This is a genomic window from Brasilonema octagenarum UFV-OR1 (genome assembly GCF_963888615.1).
Classification (GTDB): domain Bacteria; phylum Cyanobacteriota; class Cyanobacteriia; order Cyanobacteriales; family Nostocaceae; genus Brasilonema; species Brasilonema sennae.
Window position 1 is genome coordinate 1 of record NZ_CAWPKW010000310.1, and the last position, 21,981, is coordinate 21,981.

A 21,981-nucleotide genomic window follows, 5' to 3' on the forward strand; every position below is an offset into this window, starting at 1 on the left:
CCAACGCCAGATGCTTCAAGCCGGGAAACCCGTCCAACGCACTGGCTCCCCTACAGAATTGTTTCTTATAATTTAGGATTGCTATGTGAACAATCAACAGTGATTACAAGAAATACGTTTATTTATACCCAACCTATTTGTGATTATGAACTTCACCAGCAGCAGCGACTAATGGTTCAGATTTTCCATAGCCGTAGGGTTCAGAAATCACCACAGGAATTTCTTCAAAATTCTCTACAGGTGGTGGTGAAGAAACCAACCATTCTAATCCAATTGCCCGCCAAGGATTTTCAGGAGCCGGCTTTCCATGCATCCAGGAAGCTATCATGTTGAGAATGAAAGGTAAAGTGGACATTCCTAGTAAAAATCCTCCAAGACTGGCAACAATATTCCAGAATTCATACTCAGGAGCGTAGGAAGAAACGCGACGCAACATTCCTTGTAATCCTAATGGATGCATAGGGAAAAAGTTAAGATTGGTGCCAATAAATGCCAGCCAAAAGTGCAACTGACCCCAGCCCTCGTTGTACATACGTCCAGTCATCTTGGGGAACCAGTGGTATATGGCAGCAAACATCCCCATCGTCACCGTGCCATAAAGAACGTAGTGGAAATGACCCACCACATAGTATGTATTGTTAACGTGAATATCAATTGGAACAGAGGAAAGCGTGATACCAGTAATACCGGCGAAGACAAACAATATCAATCCACCTAACGCAAATAGCATCGGTGTATTCAGGCGCAGCTTACCTCCCCAGATAGTTGCAACCCAAGCAAAGACTTTAATACCTGTAGGCACAGAAACGAACATTGTGGTGAGCATGAAAATTAGCCGCATCCAGCCCGGAGTACCGCTGACGTACATATGGTGTACCCAAACTAGAGCACTCACTCCAGCAATCAACAGCGATGAAATTGCCACGACTCTGTAGCCAAACAGAGGCTTACGAGCATACACAGGAAAGATTTCCGAAAAAATCCCGAACACGGGCAGAATGATCACGTAAACTGCAGGGTGTGAGTAGAACCAGAAAAAGTGTTGGAAAAGAACTGCATTACCTCCCTTGGCGGGGTCAAAAAAGCTGGTTCCAACTGTTAAGTCAAAAAGGAGCATGACTGCACCTGCAGTTAAGGCAGGCAGTCCAAACAGTTGAATAATCTGCGCGCTAAAGACTGCCCAGACAAACAGGGGCATCCGGAAGAATGTCATACCTGGTGCCCGCATCTTGACAATAGTTGTCACAAAGTTGACTGCTCCCATAATCGAGGAAACCCCCGATACTGCCACAGCTAGAAGCCAGATAAATTGACCATTTATCAATTGACCAGAGGGGTTTTGCAAACTGACGGGAGGGTAAGACCACCAGCCCGCTTGTGCTGGACCACCTGGCACAAAGAAACTCGCCATCAGCAAAATTGCAGCCACAGGAACCATCCAGAACGCAACCGCATTCAAGCGGGGAAATGCCATATCTCGCGCCCCAATCATTAACGGCACAAGGTAGTTGGCAAAACCTACTAATACTGGAAATGTCCAACCGAATAACATGACTGTGCCATGCATAGTAAACATGGCATTGTAGACTGTGCGGTCAACGAGGTCTGATTCTGGGGTAATCAGTTCTCCCCGAATCACCATTGCAAATATACCGCCAACAAGGAACAAAACAAAAGCGGTGACAATGTACTGGATACCAATGACTTTGTGGTCAGTGCTAAAGCTGAAGTATCGCTTCCAGCCTGTTCCAGCTTCGTGATCAGGGTTTGCACCACTGGTTATATTGATGTCTTTAACGGAAATATTGGTCATGTGTCATTTGTCCTTTGTTATAGCAATCCTATTTGAGTTGTAAGAATTATCGTTCGCGCAGCGTGTCCGGAGGACATACCGCCAAGACGAGCCAGCGCTGCAGGAGGGTCTCCCGACCTAGGCGTCTGGCGTCGCCAAGAACGCCAAGAAAAGAGAGAAGAGGGAATTTCACGAACTATTTAGGACTGCTATGGTTATTTGTGGTTGGGTTATACCAATAACCACTAACTAATTGCTGTAATTGACTAGAGGAGGTTGCGCAGGCTTAACTGCAGGCCAACCAGTTTTGATAAGTCCTTTTGTTTGCAGGGTATACTCAGCAGCTGCCTGATTAGGTGCAGGGGATGGTTTGTGAGTTGCTACTTCGGCAAGCCATTTATCATAATCTTCGGGAGACTCAACAACTACATTCGCCTGCATTGTAGCGAAGTAAGCACCGCTAAATTGGGAATCGGTTAATCGATATTTGCCCACGCGGATGGGAGTGAATTCAAAGTCAATTGTGCGTTTGGGAATGATGTCTTGCTTGAGTCGGAAAGCGGGAATATAAAAGCCGTGGATCACGTCTTCTGATTGCATTGCTAAATGAACGCGGCGATCGCTGGGTAAATGCAATTCGGTGCTGGTAACACCTTGATTTGGGTAGCGGAATACCCAAGCCCACTGCTTGGCATTGACTTCAATGTTTTCCACAGGTTTAGTTGAGGAGTCCATAGGTGCTGCATAAGCCGATTCCATCCCCATTGGTGTATGCAGGTGGACAACTTCCATTGGACCGCGAATTGCCATTTGGTCGTAGACTTGGTAACTATAGCCTGCAATCCATAACACTAGCAAAATTGGGATAACTGTCCAGACAACTTCGACTGTGATATTCCCTTCAATCGGTGGACCATCTTTAAAGTCATACTTGCCAGCTCGATGAAAAGTCACAGAGTATATGACAGTTGCAGTCACTCCAAGAAAGATGAATGCGCCCAGTGTGACGAGAAAGCTGAACAAATCATCTATCAGTTGTGATTCTGCGGCGGCTTGCGGAGGAAGCCAAGAATATGCCTGCTGCCCTATCCAGAGACTGACAAGAGTCAGGGCGATCGCACTTACAATTATGATCGAAACATTCCAGATTTTCATAGTCATTAGTCATTAGTCATTAGTCATGAGTCATTAGTCATTAGCAAAGAACAAATGACTAAGGACTAGAATTATTTACTTGAGCAGTACATTAGGGTTTTGACCCAATCGCAACAACATATCAGCGGTATTATGTACACCAAACTCAGCAGCCAGTTGCGCTCCTAGTGTTCCATGAAGGTACATCACAAACATGATTGCGAAGCCAGAAACCAGGTAACCCCACTGCACTTGTTGGCTTTTATCCTTACACCAAACGTAGCGCTGCAATCCTCTCCAAACAGTCATGCCAACAATCAATGCTAATAATAAGACACCACCGATACCGTGCCAGAGCATTGTTTCCATTGGTTGTAATCCCCAGGCACTTTTCACATCAGATGGTGGATTTGCCAGCATGATTTCGTAAAAGCCTGCTGCTACCGTAAAAAAGCTAATCACGGCTGAACCCAGCAAATTGTACCAGCCGACATCAAAGAAGTTGGAACGAACGGCGTTAATTGCCAAAAATTTGAAGACTGGAGTTTGTAAGGGGAACAGTACACCAACGACATCAAACAGAATCCCAAGAATAAATAAACCAAGGGTGAGATGAACCAGGTTTGGATGAATTGGTATTGCATAGGGCAATCCATTTGCGCCAACATGTGTTTTTAATTGGTCAATAATTTCAGTGTTCATTGCAACAACCCTTCTTTTAGTGCTTCAATAACTGGTACTGTATGCAGTCCATAGACCCAAACCAGTTTGTCTCCGAGATACACTTGTACGCCAACCAGAAGAGTTAAAATCAGTCCTAGTGTAAGATAAGAAAAGGGTACCTTATGTGGGGTTCGGCTACGAATGACATAGCGCCAAGCTGTAATAGATGCAAGGATTCCTGAAAGCGACCAGCCAAGCAGTGTATGGAAATTCAGCACTGACTCAACAGCATCATAAGGTTCTGCCAAACCTGCTTCAAACTGACCAAAAATGATGGCGACGAAGATAGAAATGGTGGCGAAAAACAGATTCCACCAACTCACTTCAAAAAGACGGTATTTTCCTGTGAAATAACCAATAACATCGCAAACAAAGGCAAACAATACCATCGCAATGACGAAGTGTACAACGATGGGATGAACTGTATCTGGATACGGTAGATTGTGGTCATTCAAGGCCGGAAAAGACTCAAACATATTCTACTCCTAGACATCTCTTCTGAATTATTTGCCAGTGCAAATCCTGTATTCAGGAAATATTTGCGAGATAACATTTTTCATACGGAATTAAATTAAAAGTTGACGAGGTTTTATGTTTTTCAATTCTTGACCAAATCAATCTTTAGAACTTTCTCTAAGATGTTATGGAGAGTGTTTAACAGTTACCAGTTATCAGTCGTTTACTGTTCACTGTTCACTGTTTACTTCACACGCACAATGATTCGATACCTACTTTGAGGATCAGATACTCAATCATTAAGTCATAAAATAGCCACAGGTTTTAACGAAAAATCTGGTTCAATAGCAGCGCTATGCCCAATCTAATTGCATTTTTGTGGTAATTTATTCCCCAGAACTGTTTACCACTGTTACCTATCTTAAACTTCTGTAAATAAAATTTATGTGTGATTTGATAGTTTTATATTTTTTTTATTTTGTTATAATAGAACAGTCAAATCAACTTTTTTTCTATTTTTTATATCTTAGAAAATAGCACAAATAATCGTAGAATCAAGCATACCAACAGGGGTTATACAAACGCTCACAGATATAGCAATCCTATTTGATAAGTAACTCAACCTAATTAAACGTGAAATGTCATTGCGTTAGCGTAGCGGGCAAGGGAGGGCATACGGAACGCAGTGAAGCAAAGCAATCCCAAGAATCGTATTTTATGTTTTTTTCTGTTGACCTACTTAGGTGAACAGTTGGTTTGGGCTGTTGAACGCCAGACGCCTACGGAGGGTTTCCCTCCTCATGCGCGGTGGCTCCTGTTAACAGTGAACACTCAACAGTCTTAAATCAATATTTACAAATCATTTAGGACTGCTATAGTTTGTTCCAACATTATTGAATGGTATATTTATTTACGCACCCACTGTACTAGTCAATTCTGAATCGGTCTTGAAGAGTCCTGGGTAAACCATCAAATATTGTCAAATATTGTAAGATACAGAAGTTGTGTGCAAAATCTTTACCTGATACATAAGCGTAGTAGGAAAGAACTAGCTATCACGTGAAAAATCCATATGATTAAGCTTTATCATGTCGAATTATCCGGAAATTCTTATAAAGTACGATTAATGCTGTCGCTGCTTGGGATTAAGCATGAGCAGGTGTTAGTTGATCTTCGCGGTGGCGAACACAAATCTCCCCAATTCCTCAAACTAAATCCCTTTGGTCAAATTCCTGTACTGGTGGATCGGGATGTTGTGGTGCGAGATTCTCATGCGATTCTGGTTTATCTAGCACGACGTTACGGTGATGAGGATTGGTTACCCACAGAAGCACAAAGCATGAGCAAAGTCATGGGGTGGTTGTTCACTGCTGCAAATGAAATTCGTCAAGGACCGGAATTTGCCAGACGATATCACCTGTTTCAAATTCCGCTAGATGTGCAACTGGCAACACAAAGAGCTTATGCAATCCTAAAAATACTGGATGAGCATTTGACTGGGCGACAATGGCTGGAACTGAACCGCCCCACTGTCGCAGATGTTGCGTGTTTTCCATACATTGCACTAGCCCCAGATGGCAAAGTCTCTTTGGATGCTTACCCCAACATAATTGCTTGGATTAAGCAGATAAAACAATTACCAGGATACGTTGGAATGCCAGGGCTGTAGTATCAATTTAAAATCAAAAGTAGAGTTTGATGTTGAGCAAGTATTGGAAACCAGGAGGTTTGGGGAATATTCACTAGTGAATCTAGATGAGAACAAAGCTTGTTCTTGTGTTTGTTCTGCCTGCTGGGGTAAGCACGCCTTGAAGTCTCGAACACGTAACTCGAACATCTGCTCAAATTCTTCTAGATTGAAATATTGAATAATAATTTCGCTACCGTTGCAACAAGAGCGAAATCAGATTAATTCAAGCTTTAACAACAAAGCTAGTGTCTATTTTCCAAAGCTTGATTTTTTTGTAGCTTTTCTTGTCTGGTAGCTTTGAGGTTTTTCGTGTAAAGTTATTATCTTGTAGATAAACCCTAGCTGCTCCGTCCAGATGACGGAATATTTTGCATTGATTCTCTGGCTCACTATGCACATATTTATTGAAATAGTAGTGCTCAAAGCAATTATCAGGAATTTCCTCTATCTCCAATATCTTGATACCGTCAGGATAGCTCTAAAAAAACTCTGTGCGCACACCATGAATTTGGATAATTTTTTTTGCCAAATTGGATTGATAGAGGTGGTGAGATCTACATGATATCCAAGGGCTTATCCACAGCAACGCCTATAGTTCGGCGGTGCTGGTGCCGAAAGTAACTGCGTGACTTTGCCCCGTTACAGAGGAACGCTTAAGCGTGTTTTCGTCTGAACTTTACTTCTGGCAATATTGGCGATCGCCCTTGGCGTGCCCTGTGCCTGACTCACTCCGTGAGTCCCCTGAACTCTGTTCAGGGCTACAATCTTCGATTGCAGAGGCACATACGGGCGATCGCACACCCCATCCCAAAAAACTTGGGAAAATATCCCAAGTTTTTTATAATAGAATCAAAAATTATGAAACCTAAAAAAGTAGAAATTGTCACCATTAAAACTCCCCCGGAGCCATCTCTGAGTGGCGTTGAAGGAGTATCACCTGAATCGGGACAAACCACTGATTCAGAACAAACTGCAGCCCAAGCGCAAGAACACAAAGACGATCCCAAAGAAACCACTGCTTCTGATCACGAGCATAAGCCGGAAATAGAAGAACCTGGTGCAATCTTTCAAGCTGTTGGAGTTATTACTGGGAAAGTCGCTTTTAGCGAAGAGAACAGAAGCACTATCATAATTGGGAACAAAGAGTATCCTCTCTTTTACGCGCCCAAGAAACAGCGAGCATTTGATGCATTAAAGAAAGAAGTACAGGCAACGGGCGAAGCCACTCAACGGTTGGTTGTTTACCCGCGTTTTACCCATTTCCCTAGACGCGATCAACCCGCCCAGGTTTCGTTTCAAGTCGTTGGGTTTGACAAAGGACGTGAAACAAAAGGGGCGGCATCCGAGGAACTTTCCGACATGGAGTTTAAACTCTGTGGATTATGGCAGTTCATCCCCGTTTGCCCTACTCCCTGCATCTCTATATTCCGAAATTTTACCAAAGAGCGGCTGGATCATGTAAAAAAATCGGAACCAGCAAAAAAGGTAAAATTCATGAAAGCTAGTCATCTGCCACTGTTTTGGAGGGATGCGCCAGTTCCGCCGTTCAGATTCAATCCCAAGGCTGACAAAGAACAGCAAGGCAAGCCAGTTTTCGTGCAGATCAAAGCTAAATTTATGCCTGGGCGGGATGCTTTTGCTTTTGATTCGTTGCTGGGGTTGCCGTTGGAGAAGCCACCCAAGTTCCTAAAAGTCAGCAAGGAAGATAAGGCGACAGCGTTGAAAGAGAAGAGGGACGCTGAAAGAGCTGCTGGCAAGGATGTTGGGGGATACGAACGTAAGCCACCGTATACAGTCAGACCCAAAGGTCATTTTAGTGAAAAACCAATGACCGAAAAACCAATGACCGAAAAACCAATGTTCGAAAAACCAAAGCCGAAACCAAAACCACAACAACAGTAGTAAAAAAGAAACTCCCTCGTATACCAAGGGAGTTTCTGCATCTGCGTGACTACACTCAAGAATTGCTCCCAGCTTGAAAAATCTGTTGGGCAGTTAAGCTAAGTTCTGGAAATGTTGGGGATTGAATGCGTTCATCTCCCCTAAACTGAGTAACTTGGTATTCACCTTCCACCAAATAGTAAATAGAAATAGTAGGTTGTTTGGGGTTACCGATGAACTTATGAGCGCCAAGAGCAAGATAATCTATAATCCAATATTCAGGAATTCCAATTCCTTCATACTCACCATATTTTTTGTAGTAATCATCTCGCCAATTAGTACTCACCCTTACGGGTTCGTCAGTTGCTACCCTTCGGGAAGCCGCCCTCCGGGCGTCTACAACGCGGGGAACCCGCGCAACGCACTGACTCACTACCTCAACCACCAGAGGAATTGATGCACCTTGAGTTACAGTAGATTCCTTTTTCCAAAGTGGTTCCGTTGCCAAATTAGGGCGATTTAGTATCAACACATCTGGCGAGTAACCTGATTCACTTTCAGGTGGTTTAACTAGTGCTGTTTTAGGTATGGAATAGGGAAGCTTTAATCGTTTAATTTCCACTGCTATTTCTAGCGTTAAAAAACCTGTGATGTCTTCATGATCTCCCAATGGTTGCGGCATTTCAACGATTACCCCATCATGCAGTTCATAGCGTCTTCCATCTGGTTTCCACTCCACAAATTCTTGAAATGTCACTAGTTTGCGTAGGGTTTGAGTCATCTATTTTCCTCCTTTTGTTGTTGCTGCTTTCTACCTCACTTATAAATGACTCTTACTCGGCACTAAAATCATCGAAAAATAAGGCACTTGGGATGGATCCATATCATCCAAAGAAACAACTCGCTGGTTTGCCATCGTCCCTCGTTCAATGTAACGCGCCCGTGATGCCAGTCCTAATTTATGCAACACATCACGAACTTTTGTAAAATGCCGTCGCAGTTTGATAATGACAGCAGCATCAGCATTTAACAATTGTGCTTCCAAAACTTCGGCTGGTAGAGGAGCTGGTAGTACGCTGAAAACATCGTTACGATAACTCAGGGGGACTGCTAGTGCTGAAGCACACCCCATTGGTGAAGAAACTCCTGGCACGACTTCTGTTTCAAAATGGTCAGACAGTCGTGTGAATACGTACATAAAAGAGCCGTAAAACAACGGATCGCCCTCGCACAGTACCACCACATCCCGTCCAGCAGCAAGATGTTCTTGTATAGGAATGACAACCTCGTCATAAATAGGTTGTGCAGCATACGGATCAAGAGCGCGGGGAAGATGATACTGTACCTCGATTTGATTGCCAGGAAGATATTCAGCTACGATACCTCTAGCTATACTTTCCTTATCATCTGCAGATTGATAGGCGACTACTGGGCAAGAACGTAATAGCCGCAGTGCTTTTAATGTTATAAGTTCTGGATCACCAGGACCAACACCAACTCCATAAAGACGACCTTTGTTCATCATTCTTCCTCCGTTGCTAAGGCGTTAACTGCGGCGGCGGCGATCGCACTCCCACCCCGCCGACCATGTAATGTCATAAATGGCACACCACGACTATCTGCAGCCAGTGCTGCTTTCGATTCTGCCGCACCCACAAACCCAACAGGAAAACCCAGAATGAGAGCTGGTTTTGGTGCCCCAGCGCTCAACATTTCTAGTAACCGAAACAAAACAGTCGGTGCGTTGCCAATTGTAACCACAGCCCCTTCTAACACTGGTAGCCACAATTCCAAAGCAGCTGCAGAACGGGTGGTTCCCAGTTTTTGAGCAAGTTCTGGCACATCGGGATGATTGAGGGTGCAAATCACTGAATTGTCTGCTGGTAGTCGTCGCCGCGTAATACCTTCTGCTACCATCCGACAATCACACAAAATCGGTGCCCCTGCTGCTAAAGCTGTACGCCCAGATTCTACAGCTGTTGGTGAAGCTGCTAAGTCATAAACAATATCTGTCATCCCACAAGCATGAATCAGACGCACGGCAACATTTGCGACATCGGGAGCAAGTACAGACAGATTTGCCTCAGAACGAATCATGGCAAAGGATTTATGATATATTTTGTTACCGTCTTTTATGTAGTCAATAGTCATTTGTTAGTTGTTACTCTTATCCCATCCAAAAAAGACTTATTTAACGAACCGCCAAGACGAGCGACTGCGTTGCGGAGCCAGTACTGCAGGAGGGTTTCCCGACCTAGGTATCTGGCGTTGGGGTTCCCCCCGTTGTAGCACCTGGCGTGCCAAGAACCCCAAGAAAAAGATAGGTAATTTTGTAGGGGAAGGCGGTAGTTGTTAGTTGTTTGTTTATTAACCACTAACTACTCTTATTTATCAAACAACCGTTGCAAGTCTGCAATTACATATTGGTTGACAAATTCACCAAATGATGTATTGGAAGCATCACGTTCTGCCATATATATTTGCAACATTCGCTCTAGCAGTGAAGGTAATTCTGTAAAGGACACCCAACCGTAAAGTTCTCGTCCAAATTTTTCGTGACTATCACCATCACCTACGCAGACTTTATAACCTTCCACCACTTCCCCTTTATCTTCAATATTGAAACCAACAAGAGCAATATCGCTCCTGCTATGCTGAGCACAGGATTTTTCGCAACCTGTGAAGTGAATGTTGACTGGTTGGTCAAGAATAACGCGATCATTCAAGTATTGCGCTAATGCTAGGGCATGATTTTTGGTATCTGTTGCTGAAGACGCACATCCGGTGTTACCAGCGCAAGCAACTAGGGCACTGCGAATATTAGTTGCAGACCAATGCAATCCTAAGTTTTCAATTTTACTTTGTATCTTGGGAATCCACTGTTGAGGAATATCTGATATCAAAAGATTTTGCCAAGGTGTCAGCCTAAGTGTAGCATTAGCATAGGTTTCAGCTATATCCGCTAACCCACGTATTTGTAAAGTATTTAATCTACCAACTGGTACGACAACACCAATGTAGGACAATCCTTTGTGTCGTTGGGGATGGACACCTATGTGTTGGTATTTAGAATAGACATTGCATCCAATATCTCTATATTCCTCCTTAATTTGTGTATGACTGCTTTTCACAGAAAAACGCCGTAGTGGATAGGGAAGATGACGTTCAACTTCTTGAAGAAATCTTTCTATACCTAAGTTGTTCAAAATCTCCCAAAAACGTGGCTGACGTGACTTGCGATGAGGAATTGTGTTTCCAATCTCTAGTGTGAGATGCTGCAAATAGACTTGTGCCAATGCACCTACAACCTCAACACACTCTTCTGGTTTTAGCAGGATGTCTGTATCAATAAATGGTTCAAACAGCGATGTACCCAAGTTCAGTTTGAACCGGAAGTAAACGTTATTATCAACCATAACCGCAGTCAGGGCGATATCGTTTGATCGTTCGCCAATCGACACAGAACCACCGCCATCAAAAGCAACGCTGAATTTAGGTGAAAGTGGCGCTAGCTCTGGGTGAGTGGTAATGTAGTGATCTAATTTGCTGATGAGAGGTCGAGTATCAATTAATTCGTATAAGTCGATGCCAGACGTGGGACTACCCATGATATTGCGGAGATGATCAACCTCTGGAACGGCTGAAGCTATACCAATATCTTGTAGGACTCTTAAAAATTTAGCCGGAATCTCTGTACGGATTGCACGGATTTGGAGGTTGGCACGATTGGTAATATTAGTGTAACCAGTTCCCAACTCGTCAGCTAAGTCAGCGATGACACGAAACTGCTGACTAGTCAGTATTCCTCCAGGTACACGGATGCGAGATAAAATACCATCTCGCGCGGACGTTTGATAAAAAAGACCAGGACAACCAGACACGCCTACAACTCCTTCCCCGTGCGACGCAGAGAGCAGATAACAACTGTGTGTACAAGACACCCTTGGAGTCAGCATTCTGACTAACCGAATTTGTTGGTTGTTAGCTGTTTTATCAACTACTAAGCACTAGCAAAATCGGATTACAGCTGCGGCACAGTACCGGAATTTCACCGGACTTTCCCGACTCCAAGTGTGTAGTTTAGCATGAGATAATAGCCATACTTCTTTTTGCCAAATCTTCTTGATTCTTCCATTAGTCGCCAGATGCAGAAATGGTTATCGGTAGTGGGTATTGGTGAGGATGGGCTATCGGGATTGAGTGCGATTGCCTATTCTCTCCTTGAACATGCACAAGTGATAGTCGGGGGAAAACGCCATCTCGCCATGTTACCACCAGACGATTCACGAGAAAAACTCATTTGGACTTCCCCCATCAGTCATTCTATAGAAGAAATTCTCCGTCGCCGGGGTCAATCTGTATGCGTTTTGGCAAGTGGCGATCCCATGTGCTTTGGTATCGGTGTCACTCTCTCCCGCCAGATTCCTATTTCTGAGATGACTATCATCCCCGCCCCTTCATCCTTCAGCCTTGCTTGTGCCAGACTAGGATGGTCACTCACTGAAGTAGAGACATTAAGCTTAAACGCTCGTCCTCCTGCTCTCATCCAAGCGGCTATCTACCCAGGAGCACGTCTTCTGATTTTAAGCGAAGGCAAGGAAACCCCAGCAATTGTCGCTGAAATCTTGACAAAGCGGGGTTTTAGTGATAGTAAAATTACCGTCCTAGAACATATGGGCGGTTATCAGGAGAGAATTATCGCAGGCACAGCCGCTTCATGGACGACAACAGAAATAGCTGATTTGAATACGATCGCTGTAGAGTGTATTGCTGATGCTGGAGTTTTCCCCTTACCTCGGTTAGCAGGACTACCAGATGATGCGTATCATCATGATGGACAGTTGACTAAGCGCGAAGTGCGAGCAATAACACTTTCTGCTTTAGCTCCCACACCGGGACAGTTGTTGTGGGATGTGGGTGCGGGGTGTGGTTCGATTGGTATTGAGTGGATGCGGAGTCATTCTCGGTGTCGGGCGATCGCCATAGAACAAAACTCCACCCGACTACAATATATTGCTGACAACGCCGCCGCCCTTGGTACACCTTATTTACAAATTGTTGCGGGTAAAGCTCCCGCTGCATTGAATGATTTGCCCCAACCCGACGCTATCTTTATTGGCGGTGGTGCAACAACAGAAGGTTTATTCGAGGTGTGTTGGGAAGCTTTGCGTCCGGGAGGGCGTTTTGTTGCTAATGCTGTGACGATTGAAAGTGAGCAGAAGTTGTTGCAATGGCACAATCAGGTAGGCGGGGAGTTGATTCGTGTTGCTGTTCAACGGGCTGCACCTATTGGCGGGTTTTTGGGGTGGAAGCCGATGGTGCCGGTGACGCAGTGGGTGGTGAGGAAGTAGTTGGAAGCGAGTATCTTTTCGAGTTATTTGTCAGGTGGACAGGGCTTGATGTATAAAATTACAGTATATTTGCTCCACAAATATACTGTAATTTTCACTCTATATTTCCTGAAGAGGGATCTGTTGATCTGTAGCCAAGGGATGCTTTAAACTTCGGCTGTGTCTCATATGTGACCTGCCACTGATAAGCTTTGCCGTAAGACCACTTTGTTTGTCATATTACTAAAGTAGATATCTGAGGATGTACAGAAACATTAAAGCCAATGCTATATCAGATAATAGTCAAAGTTGAGTCTGAAGCAATTTACCACCAACCATATAAATTAGAGATTGATAACTTTATCCTCGGAGTAATGCTCAGTCCAGATAAGGTGGTAGAGGAGCTAAGCATTGCTCTAAGGGTAAAGAATTATCAGGATTTTTTACCCCAAGTTAGTTCAGATATAGAAAGCCAGATTACTCGGATAGATATGCGAGATTCGCCGCTGTGTTTTTTACTCGTTGATCTCGCGCAACATATTGAAGCTCTTGGTAGCTTTTGGTTTGGAATTAAAAAGATCTATTGGGAGAGTCCAAAAAGAGCTTGGATAGCTGAATCATTTGAGGAGCAGGAGGCTCTTGAATTTTCAACGCATGATTTTCAGCAAGAGTCTCATGAAAATAAATGCTACAGAGAAATGTCTCCAGGAATGCTAGCATCTCTGGTACAGAATCGTCTCCTTCACCAACATTTAGTTTTGCCAATGTCGTTCTATCGAGAAGCATGTAATGACTTTAGCTCTGGTAGATACACAAGTTCCTTTATCAACTTCTACTTCTATCTAGATGACTTATACGGACAAGGCAAAACAAAAAACAAAGAAGTAGAAAAATTATTTAAGTCATCGGAGCATATCAGGAAAGCTATTGAGCAAACTATACAACTTTATCAAAATGTAGGTGATTCGGAAAATTTCGATCAATTAAAGAAGTTCCTTGATATGGAAAAGTGTGAGTTTAATGTCGATGGAATAATCGAGCTGATAGTACAGGTGCGTGGTAATTTATCACACTTTTCTCAAAAAAGCTCCAAGAAAAAGGGGCATCCTCTAAATCAAAGGGAGTTCAGAAGCATGGCGTATCTTATAAACTCAATTTGCATCCACACATTTATAGAACTTACTACTGGTGAGATGCCAAAGTAGTTTGTACATTCTGGTGGTGTTTAGCTGTATTGGAGTAAGCGGTCTAACACTGCGCTGCACGGGAGGGATGCAAGCAGCTGGTGAGCTAAGTTGTTAGACTGCCAGGTTGTCTGTGGGATGGTGCTTCAACGTTATTGGTAGGGTACTTACGGTTGCATCAAGATTATCGTTAGGGCGATCACTCTTGTGTTGCTCACAGTAGTTCAACAAACTCGTCCACGGTCAAACCCACTTGGCGGATGATCGCACGTAAAGTCCCTCGATCTAACTCTTTGTGATCTGGTACAGTGACCGTCGCTTTAGGTTCTTCGCGAACTAAAATGATGTGGCTTCCACGCTGCCGATTTACGACAAAGCCGATTTGCTCTAGTGCTCTAACACATTCTGCACCTGAAATGACAGGCAACTTACTCATACCAGTACAACTTCTACTCTATCCTCTGGAACAGACTCACCTCGCTCTTGCAGAACTTCGATGTAGAGAGCGATCGCTTCTTCAATATTGGCTACAGCTTCCTCACGAGTTTTCCCCTGGCTAATGCAACCTGGTAAACTAGGTACTTCAACGACAAAATAACCATCTTCACCAGGATACAGCAGTACTTTGCGTTTAGATTCGGCTTGAGGTTTTGCCACTGTTATTGCACCTACTCGGTTACTTGATCCAAATCCTAACACTCAATCAAATATCCGCTTGGGAAACAATCTCTCAAATTTATAGTAGCTGATTCACCAACCACGCCACAGCACTCTCGACATCGCTGACTTGCTCTCCTGGTGGAGTTGCTGGACGCTTTACCATTACCACCTTCACCCCAAGTTCCCGCGCTGCAATAATCTTGGCATACGTCGCATCACCGCCGCTATTCTTACTCACGACTGTATCAATTTGATGTGAAATCAAGAGTTTTCGCTCATTGTCTAGGGCAAAGGGACCGCGATCGCACAATATCACCCCTGATGGCACCAATGCTTCAGTTGCAGGAGGCTCAATCAGTCGCATCAAAAACCAAATATCCTCCAAACTGGCAAAGGATGCAAGTTGCTGCCTACCGATAGTCAGGAATACTCGTTTGGCAAATTCAGGTAATACAGCAGCTGCTGCTTCCACACTATCAACTTCAACCCACCAATCATTAGGAAGACGCTCCCAAGCAGGACGGATCAGCATCAGATGGGGTATTTTACAAGTAGCAGCGGCAGCAGCTGCATGAAAAGATATCTGTTTAGCGAAGGGGTGAGTCGCATCGATCACTACATCTATTTTTGCTTCAATTAAGTATTCTACCAGCCCTGCTTCACCACCAAAACCCCCAATACGTAGTATTCCGGCTGGCGCTTGTGGTTGACTGGTGCGACCAGCTAAAGATGTGATAACTTCTACCTCTGGGATAGCGGAGGCTTTAGCTGCCAATTCTGTCGCGTCACCTGTTCCGCCAAGAATAAGAAGATGCTTCATATTTACAATAGTTAAAGTCTTCGCGAGTATTTGCAAACTATCCAAGGAACGGTTGAGCAATACCTTAGGCTACACCGCCCTAAATCGCTGGAGTCAAGCTAATAATCTTCGATTTTATCGAAAGTCAAAATTCGCAACAAATAGTCAAAGAATATAATTTTACTTAGCCTTACTTAAAGCTTTCAATTCAACCAATCACTAACAAACGGAACACTCAATAGTGTTCTTATTTTATACCATTCTCACTAGAGACGATTTTTTATCTTAGATGTTCCTAAATTATATAAGCTTTATCAAAGTTACATAAAATTTGCCAACACCCTTGGAAAAACTAGATATTGTATCAGTATATTTTTTTATTGTGGTTTAATTCGTACTGACTATTTATAAATACATTATCATTATTCATTGCATTTGCACTAACGTTATGTGCTCTTTGCTCAATATAAAGGCGCTTGCATCTGATTGTAAGTAGCTTCCTATGTAGATATAAGTATGGTCTTAGTATCTATATTTTGCTGCTTTGATATTGTTGGTATGTACTTTAAAAAACTCTTATTTATTGATTACTTATTTTTATTTGATTTTATACACTTCCATACATAAAAATTTCATAAATTCTATCTTTGTACTTAAATGAGTTAAGTACAAGCACTGAAAAAACAAGAATTTAAAATTCTCTAACAAAGCACACTGTAAACAAAGTGATTATTAACGTTTTCTTGACTAGACCTCTCCAAAAATGGCTATGAAACCAATACCCCGCGCTTGCACTAAAAATCATTTTTGGAGAGGTCTACTGGCTCATGGTAGTTTTAATACGTGTTTTAACTTTTTTGTTAAAATTATAGTAATCTAAATAATAGTGAGTATATTACTTACCATCTACCCATTAACTAAAGTTTTCTATTTATTTGAGGTTATTTACTCAATTTTTTGAGTTTCACTGGAAATTATTGAAGGTGGCACTCAAAACTCTCCAGGGTGACGATTCGTTACGAAACAATGTCACATAGTGTTACCAGTACGTATGATGAAAATACCTTTTTATGAAACAGTTGCCTTTGCGCCTCATGACGCAACTTAAGTGTATGAGTTATGACCACAGTCACAACTCATATGAGTTTGCTATTCTTATAATTCAAATAGGCATCTACTTAGGCTAGGCAAAACTTGGCGGACAGCCATATGGGAATAATAGGTAGAGGCGGGAATATACCTCTCCTTGTTTGCGGAAATTTTAGTAAAATCCAATAGTTTTGGTATGGAAAAATACTCTATAAAGGTGTATTTGATAAATAGTTATCCACTTTCTAAATTCTTGTGATACCCAATGATGCTGTAAACTCTCCTGCTAAGTACACGTCACCATAAAACGGGTTCGGAATTGGCTTAAGAGATAATTCATTTCCCTGTTTTGGCATAAATTTGATTTCCGAACCCTATTAATGATGAATTGTACTAAGTGTACTCCTCAGTACAATGAATGTAGATAAGTAGCTTAAACTCTGTGTACAAGCTATCTGTAATTTCTCCCGATTTTCCATTAAGGAGCAGTAAAACTAAGTAAAACCTTAAATCCGCACAGCTACCGAACCAGGAACTAGGCTTTTCCAAGCATTGCTCTGCTTTTGGTGAGGGATCTTTGTTTTCAGGGATTGAGTACTGTAATCTCACATCTGTTATTGCTTTGTCTAAACAGGTGTAAGTCATGCTTCACCAACTTTTCAACAAGACAAAGTACAAGTTTGTGGCAATAATATAGAGTCAATACAGATCTAAGTTGCTAGTTACTAATAGCATCATTCTTCTAGTCTCTAGCCACGAGTACCTATCTTCATATCGTTGTTGTTCTTTAAATCAAAAATCTTTCTTTATGAATATGACGACTCTTCCTATTGGTAGATACAGATTTTTTCAGGCATTACAGCCACTATCTCTACTAGGAAAAATGACCAGTAAACCTCTGAGTGGTTGTTGGCAAGTGTTTAGCCCATCCGCTTCTTGGTCAATCTATTTAGATGAAGGTAAACTGATTTATGCCTGTTATACAGATAAAATGTTTGATGTCATTTACAGGCATTTACACCGTTTAAGTGAGGAAATTCCTACTCTCAATAGTGGAATTGATAAACAGTTGCAGACGCTATTTGAAACTGGACTTGACAATCAAGCAATACAAAATCCAGATTATTTAGCTATTTGCTGGCTCGTGAATCAAAAGTATATGACTCCTGCTCAAGCAGGAATCTTAATAGAGCAATTGGCGATAGAAATTATTGAACAATTTCTGAATATAAAAGAGGGGAGTTATGAATTTGCTTCGGAAAGTGTCCTAGATGATATGCCAAAGTTCTGCCATCTTGATTTACGCTTAATAGTCGAACATTGTCAAAATAGAACACAAGAAGAGGAAAATACTACATCACGCCGGATACAACGCCGATTCCAATCTTTTTCATCAAAAATAAAGCAGTCAAAAGCAAAAATAGAACAAAAATTTACAAATTTTACCAACATTCAAACAGTAGATTTTAATAATAACGATGGTCAACACCAACAGAACTTCCAAAAACCATTTAACAAAAAGACTTATACAGTAGTCTGCGTTGATGATAGTCCTATGATCATCAACGTCATCACGAATTTCTTAGATAATCAAATATTTTCTGTGATTGGAATAGATGACTCTTTAAAAGCTTTAATGCAAATTATCCGTATTAAACCTGACCTCATTTTACTAGATATCGAAATGCCAAACTTAGATGGTTATGAACTGTGTACCCTGTTACGAAAACATTCATACTTTCAGAACACTCCAGTGATTATGGTTACGGGTAGAGCAGGATTGATAGACAGAGCAAAAGCAAAGATGGTTAGAGCAACAGGCTATCTAATCAAGCCTTTTACACAAGTAGATTTGCTGAAAGTTATCTCTCAACACATTGAATAATTTATAAGTGAGCAATACAATTCATACCAAATTTGGGTGACTCCGCTTGAACATTAGTCAGCACGCTTAAGAACAAGTCTCGTATAGCCGCACCTGTCTGTACCAGTGTTCTATAGCGGATTATTACCACGTATGCGCAAAGCGCAGGCTAGGCCAACAAAGCAGCGTCTTCGACAGCAAAGGGAAAACATCAGTTCCTAACAAAGGCGTCTACAACGGGGAGAACCCCCCCTAAGAGCGGACTGGCTTTAACCTACAATATCTTAATGTTTACTTTCACCCATCGGTTCTTATAATAAAAACAAAACTTGACAATCACTTTTGTAGGAATGCTCATAATGAGCAGTTTTGTTTTTTATATTAGCTTCAATATATATCAGGGTCATCACAAGTAAAGTATCTCCTCTTTACAGTTCTAAGGATGTGAAAGCGATTTTATATTCTTCAACGATTGACAGAATATATAATTTGCTATTATAAATTATCTCATTTGATTAGATTATTAACAGTACCCAGGAAACTTGCTAAATAGCGACAATAATTAGTCATGTTTTCTTTGGCAATTGGAGATGACTAATGACAATAACCCTATGGCGCTCTGCCACGCCTTACGGCTAACGCATGATTGCGTGCGCTTTGGGCTTACGGAGACGCGCTCGTCCCAAGGGGACACGCTACGCATTCGCTCTTAGCGTGCGCTGTGCGCTTACGCGAACGCCAGTCGCCTGGTTGTCGGGAAGCAAGGACCGCAGCACTGGTTTCAATAAAGACTCTTGACGAATAAAGATTATGTTACGAGACAAAGAATTACAAACCCAGTTGCAGTTTTTCGAGGAAGTAACTGACTCTCTCAATACCCTAGAAACTGTATTATTAGAAGTCAAATTTAATCGTGAAATTGCTCTATCAAAAATAAATGCTGGAGTCAGAGCTGCTCATTCCATAAAAGGTGGTGCAGGCATAATGGGATTTCGGACTTTAAGTGCTTTAGCTCACCGATTAGAAGATTACTTTAAAGTTTTGACAACTCAGAAAGACCCTTTAGAACTTGACGCTGATTTGCAAAGCCTACTTTTAGCTGGAGTAGATTGGTTACGCCAAATAGTAAAACTACATTCAGAAGGTTATACCATCGATGAACAATGGTTAGCAACCTTTTGTTATCCAGTTTTTGAAGAGTTACAAGATCGTTTGGGCTGTTTGATTTCTGAGGATACGATAACAGTTCTATCACCAGAGAGTGCGTTACAAGACATAATTCGCTTACTGTTTCAAACGGAAGTAGAAGACTGTTTGCAACGCCTAGAATCATTAATTTTAAATAGTGAACAATCTGTTTTGCGACACGAAGCTAATCTCATGGCAATAGAGTTGGGTGGCTTGGGCGAAATGCTCCAGCTACAAGCTTTTACTCAGCTTTGTAAGTCCATAACCGAGAAATTAGAAGCAGCAGAAAAAGTTGAAGAAATTGCACGCTCAGCCTTGCAAGCATGGCGACAGTCACAGACTTTAATACTAACAAATCAAATTGATAGTTTACCAACACAAATTACCCATAATACCCAAAGAAGTTGTAATTTCTATCAAGTTGCATTTCAACAAATCACTTGAGAGTGTTGATACTCGGTTTACTTATCAAAGTATGCCCGTAAACTATACTTTGAATCACCCCAAGGGGGTTGACTCATGATCAATTGCGAAATCTAGCGTGCATCTTGACTACTGAACCAATGACAACAATTGCTGGGGCTTCAAACCCAGATGCCTCAACTTGCTCTACAATTGTTCCCAGCTGACCAACTAATTCTTCTTGATCCGGTCGCGTACCCCACCGTACCAGAGCAATAGGCGTTTCTGAATTCAACCCGGCTTCGGTTAACTGTTCGACGATGTGAGACAAATTGTGGATACCCATGTATATTACGATTGTTTCTGAACCGTGGGCGATCGCATTCCAATTTACGGCGGGTCGGTACTTACCTGCTGCCTCATGTCCTGTCACAAAAGTTACAGAAGAACTATATAACCGATGCGTCAAAGCTATACCTGCATAAGCTGGAGCAGCAATTCCCGATGTCACACCAGGCACAACTTCCACAGGAATTCCAGCTTCTACCAATTCTTCCATCTCTTCGCCACCACGACCAAATATAAACGGGTCACCCCCCTTAAGTCGCACAACAATGGCATTATCCTGTGCCTTAGCAATGAGCAAGTGCGTTGTTTCTTCCTGTAAAATTGAATGACGTCCCCGTCGCTTGCCAGCATCAATCTTCTGGGCTTGAGGATTAATCATCGCCAAAATTGCTGGACTGACCAAGGCATCATAAATCACTACATCCGCACACTCTAACAAACTCTTGCCTTTGAGAGTCATCAACCCCGGATCTCCCGGTCCCGCGCCTACTAGGTACACCTTACCCAAATACTTCTTTTGCTGTTGGTTCTCTTCGAGACGGCTTCTGCCGAACGCGTCCTTCTTTTGGAGAGGGCTTGCGCCGAACGTGTCTTCGCGGTTCATTATTTTAACAAATCCCAAATCAATTCCACTAATTCTTTACTTGCTCCCAAAGGCTCAGTCAGTTGAAAGTTCACTTCAGGAAACTGTAATTTTAACTCTTGTTGCTTTTGAGCAACAGTGTCCGTCATTCCACCTGGAAATAGAAAGTATGGTATTATCGCTAAATTCTTATAGCCAGTACCCACTAACTCTTGTACCCGTGCTTCCAAGCTAGGAGACACACCCAAGTATGCAGCTACTGCTCCTATCTTCGCCGCCATTGCTTCCACTGGAACATTACCTTCAAGGCGACGACTACCATGAGCCAAAAGAATTTTTGCTTCTGCTTTTGTAGCAATCAACTGCTTGGCTAGTAAGCACTCTAAACCAGGGTGAGAGCCTAAGTATGGTTGTAAAAATATCTTAATATTCTGACCGATAGCCTGCTGTGCCAGTGCGACTTGGGCTGGAATATCTTCCATCACATGAACTCCTGGCAACAGAAATAGTGGTTGGATTTTGAGACTATCACATCCAGAATCTAAAGCATTCTTAGCAAATTTTATGATTTGCTTATGCAGGGGTTCAGGATTTAATTCCAAGTACGCTGTACCGACCAAGGTTTGACATTTCAACTGAGAAGTTATACCTCCAGTTGTTGTAACGAGTAAATCGCTTTGTATCTTATGACATAACAGTTCTACCAGATGTTGGATAGCAATTTCCGGACGCGGATCGTGACTTCCGTGAGATACCAGCAAATGTGCAGATGCCATTACCAAGGACGTTACTTAAATGTTTCGATTGATTAAATATAGCGTAGGTTGAATTAAGTCACTATATGGCAATAGATAGAAA

Annotated in this window: 18 protein-coding genes, 1 pseudogene and 1 riboswitch; of the genes and pseudogenes, 6 read left to right on the forward strand and 13 right to left on the reverse strand. The window is 42.4% G+C overall.

What is annotated here, in order from left to right; all coding sequences use genetic code 11:
* Positions 1-133: 133 nt before the first annotated feature.
* The 4 genes from ctaD to AC5590_RS27425 form a co-directional block, all read right to left on the reverse strand.
* Positions 134-1,813: a cytochrome c oxidase subunit I gene (gene ctaD, locus AC5590_RS27410; protein WP_169266491.1), complete on the reverse strand. Its 1,680-nt coding sequence runs from the start codon at positions 1,811-1,813 to the stop codon at positions 134-136.
* 228 nt (positions 1,814-2,041) lie between these two features.
* On the reverse strand, positions 2,042-2,947 hold the full coding sequence (locus AC5590_RS27415; protein WP_169266515.1) for a cytochrome c oxidase subunit II: 906 nt from the start codon (positions 2,945-2,947) through the stop codon (positions 2,042-2,044).
* Positions 2,948-3,022: 75 nt separating this feature from the next.
* Positions 3,023-3,628, reverse strand: coding sequence for a DUF2231 domain-containing protein (locus AC5590_RS27420; protein ID WP_169266492.1), 606 nt, complete (start codon positions 3,626-3,628; stop codon positions 3,023-3,025).
* Positions 3,625-4,125 (reverse strand): DUF2231 domain-containing protein, encoded by a 501-nt coding sequence (locus tag AC5590_RS27425; protein WP_169266493.1) that lies wholly within the window; start codon positions 4,123-4,125, stop codon positions 3,625-3,627. The genes AC5590_RS27420 and AC5590_RS27425 overlap by 4 nt, the downstream gene beginning before the upstream one ends.
* A 1,052-nt stretch (positions 4,126-5,177) precedes the next feature.
* Between AC5590_RS27425 and AC5590_RS27430 the strand changes: the two genes are divergently transcribed.
* Positions 5,178-5,774, forward strand: a complete 597-nt coding sequence (locus tag AC5590_RS27430; protein WP_169266494.1) for a glutathione S-transferase family protein — start codon at positions 5,178-5,180, stop codon at positions 5,772-5,774.
* Between the two features lie 879 nt (positions 5,775-6,653).
* A complete protein-coding gene (locus AC5590_RS27435) occupies positions 6,654-7,697 on the forward strand; it encodes a hypothetical protein (RefSeq protein ID WP_211178560.1) in 1,044 nt (347 codons plus the stop codon).
* 55 nt (positions 7,698-7,752) lie between these two features.
* Here AC5590_RS27435 and AC5590_RS27440 read toward each other — a convergent pair whose 3' ends face one another.
* The 4 genes from AC5590_RS27440 to cobG form a co-directional block, all read right to left on the reverse strand.
* Entirely contained in the window at positions 7,753-8,457 is a 705-nt protein-coding gene (locus AC5590_RS27440; protein WP_169266496.1) for a Uma2 family endonuclease, read from the reverse strand.
* A 39-nt stretch (positions 8,458-8,496) separates the two neighbouring features.
* On the reverse strand, positions 8,497-9,201 hold the full coding sequence (locus AC5590_RS27445; RefSeq protein ID WP_169266497.1) for a precorrin-2 C(20)-methyltransferase: 705 nt from the start codon (positions 9,199-9,201) through the stop codon (positions 8,497-8,499).
* The gene (locus AC5590_RS27450; RefSeq protein WP_169266498.1) at positions 9,198-9,827 is read right to left on the reverse strand and encodes a precorrin-8X methylmutase; all 630 of its coding nucleotides are present in this window, start codon (positions 9,825-9,827) and stop codon (positions 9,198-9,200) included. Before AC5590_RS27450 ends, AC5590_RS27445 begins: the two co-directional genes overlap by 4 nt.
* 233 nt (positions 9,828-10,060) lie before the next feature.
* A complete protein-coding gene (cobG, locus tag AC5590_RS27455) occupies positions 10,061-11,557 on the reverse strand; it encodes a precorrin-3B synthase (RefSeq protein WP_348982727.1) in 1,497 nt (498 codons plus the stop codon).
* A 49-nt stretch (positions 11,558-11,606) separates the two neighbouring features.
* Positions 11,607-11,761, reverse strand: a riboswitch (cobalamin riboswitch).
* A 60-nt stretch (positions 11,762-11,821) separates the two neighbouring features.
* Between cobG and cbiE the strand changes: the two genes are divergently transcribed.
* Positions 11,822-13,027: a precorrin-6y C5,15-methyltransferase (decarboxylating) subunit CbiE gene (gene cbiE / locus AC5590_RS27460; RefSeq protein WP_169266516.1), complete on the forward strand. Its 1,206-nt coding sequence runs from the start codon at positions 11,822-11,824 to the stop codon at positions 13,025-13,027.
* Between the two features lie 263 nt (positions 13,028-13,290).
* Positions 13,291-14,211, forward strand: a complete 921-nt coding sequence (locus AC5590_RS27465; protein ID WP_169266500.1) for a hypothetical protein — start codon at positions 13,291-13,293, stop codon at positions 14,209-14,211.
* A 193-nt stretch (positions 14,212-14,404) separates the two neighbouring features.
* Here AC5590_RS27465 and AC5590_RS27470 read toward each other — a convergent pair whose 3' ends face one another.
* The 3 genes from AC5590_RS27470 to AC5590_RS27480 all read right to left on the reverse strand — a co-directional run bounded on the left by AC5590_RS27470 (position 14,405) and on the right by AC5590_RS27480 (position 15,670).
* On the reverse strand, positions 14,405-14,626 hold the full coding sequence (locus tag AC5590_RS27470; RefSeq protein ID WP_169266501.1) for a type II toxin-antitoxin system HicA family toxin: 222 nt from the start codon (positions 14,624-14,626) through the stop codon (positions 14,405-14,407).
* Positions 14,623-14,853, reverse strand: a complete 231-nt coding sequence (locus AC5590_RS27475) for a type II toxin-antitoxin system HicB family antitoxin (protein ID WP_348982728.1) — start codon at positions 14,851-14,853, stop codon at positions 14,623-14,625. Before AC5590_RS27475 ends, AC5590_RS27470 begins: the two co-directional genes overlap by 4 nt.
* Positions 14,854-14,926: 73 nt before the next feature.
* Positions 14,927-15,670 (reverse strand): cobalt-precorrin-6A reductase, encoded by a 744-nt coding sequence (locus tag AC5590_RS27480; protein WP_169266503.1) that lies wholly within the window; start codon positions 15,668-15,670, stop codon positions 14,927-14,929.
* Between the two features lie 1,882 nt (positions 15,671-17,552).
* Between AC5590_RS27480 and AC5590_RS27485 the strand changes: the two genes are divergently transcribed.
* Together AC5590_RS27485 and AC5590_RS27490 are read left to right on the forward strand one after the other, a co-directional pair.
* Positions 17,553-18,623, forward strand: a complete 1,071-nt coding sequence (locus AC5590_RS27485) for a response regulator (protein WP_169266504.1) — start codon at positions 17,553-17,555, stop codon at positions 18,621-18,623.
* A 789-nt stretch (positions 18,624-19,412) separates the two neighbouring features.
* Positions 19,413-20,174 (forward strand): annotated as a pseudogene (locus tag AC5590_RS27490) (Hpt domain-containing protein); the annotation flags it as partial.
* A gap of 139 nt (positions 20,175-20,313) precedes the next feature.
* On the opposite strand, the gene cobA reads toward AC5590_RS27490, so the two are convergent.
* Both cobA and AC5590_RS27500 read right to left on the reverse strand, forming a co-directional pair.
* The gene (gene cobA / locus AC5590_RS27495; RefSeq protein WP_169266506.1) at positions 20,314-21,144 is read right to left on the reverse strand and encodes a uroporphyrinogen-III C-methyltransferase; all 831 of its coding nucleotides are present in this window, start codon (positions 21,142-21,144) and stop codon (positions 20,314-20,316) included.
* Positions 21,144-21,899: a sirohydrochlorin chelatase gene (locus AC5590_RS27500; protein ID WP_169266507.1), complete on the reverse strand. Its 756-nt coding sequence runs from the start codon at positions 21,897-21,899 to the stop codon at positions 21,144-21,146. The genes cobA and AC5590_RS27500 overlap by 1 nt, the downstream gene beginning before the upstream one ends.
* Positions 21,900-21,981 lie beyond the last annotated feature (82 nt).